At 43.3% G+C, this 3,775-nt stretch carries 6 protein-coding genes; 3 read left to right on the forward strand and 3 right to left on the reverse strand.

Translation table 11 applies throughout. The features are described 5' to 3' along the window. Positions 1-234: 234 nt before the first annotated feature. Positions 235-411 carry a MerR family DNA-binding transcriptional regulator gene (locus NWP22_RS12460; protein WP_271732420.1) on the reverse strand — a complete coding sequence of 59 codons (177 nt, stop codon included), beginning with the start codon at positions 409-411 and terminating at the stop codon, positions 235-237. 54 nt (positions 412-465) lie between these two features. Beyond that, complete coding sequence (locus NWP22_RS12465) at positions 466-849, reverse strand: hypothetical protein (protein WP_271732422.1); 384 nt, start codon at positions 847-849, stop codon at positions 466-468. A gap of 216 nt (positions 850-1,065) precedes the next feature. On the opposite strand from NWP22_RS12465, the gene folD reads away from it, so the two are divergent. The 3 genes from folD to NWP22_RS12480 all read left to right on the forward strand — a co-directional run bounded on the left by folD (position 1,066) and on the right by NWP22_RS12480 (position 3,494). Beyond that, a complete protein-coding gene (folD, locus tag NWP22_RS12470) occupies positions 1,066-1,944 on the forward strand; it encodes a bifunctional methylenetetrahydrofolate dehydrogenase/methenyltetrahydrofolate cyclohydrolase FolD (protein ID WP_271732423.1) in 879 nt (292 codons plus the stop codon). A 78-nt stretch (positions 1,945-2,022) separates the two neighbouring features. Next, complete coding sequence (gene crtE / locus NWP22_RS12475; RefSeq protein WP_271732424.1) at positions 2,023-2,952, forward strand: geranylgeranyl diphosphate synthase CrtE; 930 nt, start codon at positions 2,023-2,025, stop codon at positions 2,950-2,952. 86 nt (positions 2,953-3,038) lie between these two features. Beyond that, positions 3,039-3,494 (forward strand): divergent PAP2 family protein, encoded by a 456-nt coding sequence (locus NWP22_RS12480; RefSeq protein WP_271732426.1) that lies wholly within the window; start codon positions 3,039-3,041, stop codon positions 3,492-3,494. A 76-nt stretch (positions 3,495-3,570) separates the two neighbouring features. Here the strand turns inward: NWP22_RS12480 and NWP22_RS12485 are convergent. Beyond that, positions 3,571-3,775, reverse strand: a 205-nt coding sequence (locus NWP22_RS12485; RefSeq protein WP_280801959.1) for a hypothetical protein, incomplete at its 5' end; no start/stop codon positions are given.

The raw sequence follows: 3,775 nt of genomic DNA on the forward strand, positions 1-3,775 counted from the left end.
ATCGAGCAGTTTTCTTGTGCAATTCGTCTACAAGGTTTTTGATTTTACCTCGCAGTCTACTAGCAGCAAGTTTCATCCTTCTTCTTTGTTTGCACTTGGCTTTAGTGAATTTAGAAATTAACTTATCCAAACGAAAACACAACTTCTGGATTTGCAAATTAGCATATAGTCCAATTTCCCCAAAACTACATTCAGAAAAGAAGGTGATAAACGTTCTGATACCGGGGTCAAGTGCTACAACACGTCCTTGGTTATCAGACTTCTGTTACGGAGGTAGGATTCAACGTGAAAAAGTCTTTGTCCTGCTTCGTTTTTGATGCTTTCGATCTTGCCATTGTCTGCGTACTTCCTTAAAGTGTGTGGGTGCAGTCCCAGTTGTTTGACTGCTTCTCGTAGTGGTACATAAGCCATACTACTATCTGAGCATTTATGAGGATATGTAATCTATTATTAGCAAATAACTAGCTATTGGCTAACCTCTAGATAAACTTCCCCAAACTCTTGGTCAGCCAGGGTAATACTCTTGTAGCTAAGTTTACCCTTAATTACCACTTCCTCACCTTCTTGGAGATGGGGTCGATGGGTAATTACCCAAATTTTGCCAGTGGAGTCATTAATTTGATATGCCCATTGCTTCACCAGGGGAACTTGCCTTTCTACCTTACCCCGGATGTAAACTATATTCCCCTGGTCTGTTGCTGGTTTAATTTCCTGAATCAGGGTGATTTTCTGACCCATGCTCAAGTTACCTCCATTTAGGCTGGGTGTTCTCAAGGAACTACAACTACAAAGTACTGCTAAAAGTAACAAAGCAATGCTGCAAATATGAAAGTTTTTTATTAGTTGCATAGAGTCAGTTCCCGTGGCTAAATTTCCAGATTCGGGGAATGATTCTTCAATCCTTCCCTGTTCAGATGAGACAGTTAATCTGAGAAGATAAATAATATGAGTATATTCTTTTAGATAGCAAAACCCTATGAAACTAAGGGCCAATGCCTGAAGTAGTTAGGCACGCAAAAAACCCAAATATGTTACGAAAAGTAAACACGCCTCACAGCCTTTCCAATGAAAACAACAACGGCCAAAATTCTCGACGGTAAAGCCTTAGCTGCAAAAATTCATCAAGAAATTTCAGCTATTACTACACAAACACAAGGAAAAATTGGGCGGCTACCTGGTTTAGCTGTATTAATGGTGGGGGATAACCCAGCATCAGCCGCTTATGTACGCAACAAAGAACGAGCTTGCACTAAAGTTGGTATTGCTTCTTTTGGTCAGCATTTTCCCACAGAAACAACCCAAGGGGAACTTGAGCAGGTAATTGCAGCACTCAACCAAGATGAACGTGTAGATGGTATTCTCGTGCAGTTACCTCTCCCTAGCCACTTGGATGCTGTAGCCCTGTTAAATAAAATAGACCCGGACAAAGATGCTGACGGACTGCATCCAGTTAACTTAGGGCGGCTAGTGCGGGGGGAGGCTGGTTTACGCAGCTGCACCCCAGCCGGTGTGATGCGGCTATTGCAGGAATATGAAATTTCTTTGCCGGGGAAAGAAGTTGTGGTGGTGGGACGCAGTATTTTAGTAGGTAAACCAATGGCCTTAATGCTACTGGAAGCTGATGCTACTGTTACCATTGCTCACTCGCGATCGCTCGACCTTGGTAAAATCACCAAGAATGCTGATATTATTATTGCTGCTGTAGGTCGCCCTGGATTAATTACTGGCGAAATAGTCAAACCAGGCTCTATTGTGGTAGATGTGGGTATGAATCGTGTAACAGATAGCAGTGGCAAAAGTCGGTTAGTGGGAGATGTTGACTGGGAATCAACTGCTAGTGTCGCCGAATATATAACTCCAGTTCCTGGTGGTGTTGGTCCCATGACTGTTGCCATGTTGTTACAAAATACAGTTACTAGTTATTTAAACAAGGCAAATTGTTAACACTTAACAGTCAACAGTTTAAAATTGTCACTGATAAGACAAACAACCAACCGGCCCTAAAATAGAAGGAATTGAAGAATGGTAGCAGCTGATAACCTCCAGAAAATGAAAGAGCAAGCCACCTTTAACCTGGAAGCCTATCTCCAAGAACGGCAAAAGCTTTGTGAAACTGCTTTGGATATGGCTATCCCTGTGATCTATCCAGAAAAGATTTATCAATCCATGCGCTACTCTCTATTAGCTGGAGGTAAGCGTCTGCGCCCCATTTTGTGCCTTGCCGCCTGTGAAATGATTGGCGGTACAATCTCCATGGCTATGCCCACAGCCTGTGCTATGGAAATGGTACACACAATGTCTCTCATTCACGACGACCTACCAGCAATGGATAATGATGATTATCGTCGTGGGAGATTGACAAATCACAAGGTTTATGGTGAAGATATTGCCATCTTAGCAGGTGATGGCTTGTTGGCTTACGCCTTTGAGTTTGTAGCCACTCAAACCCCCGAAACCGTTTCTAGAGAGCGAGTTTTACAAGTAATCGCCCGTCTGGGCAAAGCCCTAGGGGCAGCTGGTTTAGTGGGCGGTCAAGTGGTTGATTTAGATTCCGAAGGTAAATCAGATATTTCTCTAGAAACCCTCAATTTCATTCATAACCATAAAACAGCTGCCCTTTTAGAAGCCAGCGTCGTTTGTGGAGGAATACTCGCCGGGGCATCTTCTCAAGATATACAAAAACTCACCAGCTATTCTCAAAACATTGGTTTAGCATTTCAGATCATAGATGATATTTTAGATATCACCGCCACCCAGGAGCAATTAGGCAAGACTGCCGGTAAAGACCTAATAGCTAAAAAAGTTACCTATCCTAGCCTGTGGGGACTCGAAGAGTCACGCTCCAAAGCTCAACAGCTAGTCGAAGCAGCCTGTCAGGAACTAGAAACCTTCGGGAAATTGGCGCACCCACTCCAGTCCCTGGCTTACTTTATCACCAGTCGCAATCACTAAGTCAATAGACTTGGGATTTTGGGTTGCATAAAAATGTTTCCTCAGAAAATAATTGCCGCTAAATTTACTAACCGAACCGAAACACCATGCAGGACATAGGCCATATTTTAGATAACCGGGTGCTGCTGGTTGCTCTGGTAGCTTGTTTCATTGCTCAAGCATTGAAGCTCATAGTTGAGCTGGTCAAACATCGGAAACTGAATGTACGTGTTTTAGTTACAACTGGAGGTATGCCTAGCGCCCATTCAGCTTTAGTGACCGCTCTTGCAGCCGGTGTGGGAGAAAGTCTTGGTTGGGCATCGGCTGAGTTTGCTTTGGCTACGGTTTTCGCCATCATAGTTATGTACGATGCTGCCGGAGTCCGCCAAGCCGCTGGTAAACAAGCTCGTATTCTCAATCAAATGATTGATGAATTATTCCACGAAAAACCAGACTTTAGTCAAGACCGTCTGAAGGAATTACTCGGACATACACCAGTGCAGGTGATCGCTGGTTCCGCCTTGGGCTTAACCATCTATTGGTTAGCTCGGTCTGCTTACTAGTTTACAGAGCTAGTCCTAAGCTGACTATTTTATAGACAAAACTATACTTATGTTGACAACAATTGACATAAGTCAGTTAAGAAAATCGCCCACTTGATATATAATACGATATCAAGTATTGAATTAAGACTATTGCCAACGCGAAAACCAAGCAATGATAGCGGTAGTCTTTCTTGTAAATCTTAAGAGAAATATCGCGTCTGGCTAAGGCGTGCAAGTCTACACCAGGGATAACCGCTCCCATGCTCCCGTTGAAGTAGAAAGTAAAGTCTAGCTTTGTC

The sequence above is a fragment of the Anabaenopsis tanganyikae CS-531 genome, from assembly GCF_029891675.1.
Classification (GTDB): Bacteria; Cyanobacteriota; Cyanobacteriia; order Cyanobacteriales; family Nostocaceae; genus Anabaenopsis; species Anabaenopsis arnoldii.

Bases quoted from the DNA above. Each gene is read 5' to 3' on its own strand.
- NWP22_RS12465 (WP_271732422.1), bottom strand. From the start codon at position 849: ATGCAACTAATAAAAAACTTTCATATTTGCAGCATTGCTTTGTTACTT.
- crtE (WP_271732424.1), top strand. From the start codon at position 2,023: ATGGTAGCAGCTGATAACCTCCAGAAAATGAAAGAGCAAGCCACCTTT.
- folD (WP_271732423.1), top strand. From the start codon at position 1,066: ATGAAAACAACAACGGCCAAAATTCTCGACGGTAAAGCCTTAGCTGCA.
- NWP22_RS12480 (WP_271732426.1), top strand. From the start codon at position 3,039: ATGCAGGACATAGGCCATATTTTAGATAACCGGGTGCTGCTGGTTGCT.
- NWP22_RS12460 (WP_271732420.1), bottom strand. From the start codon at position 411: ATGGCTTATGTACCACTACGAGAAGCAGTCAAACAACTGGGACTGCAC.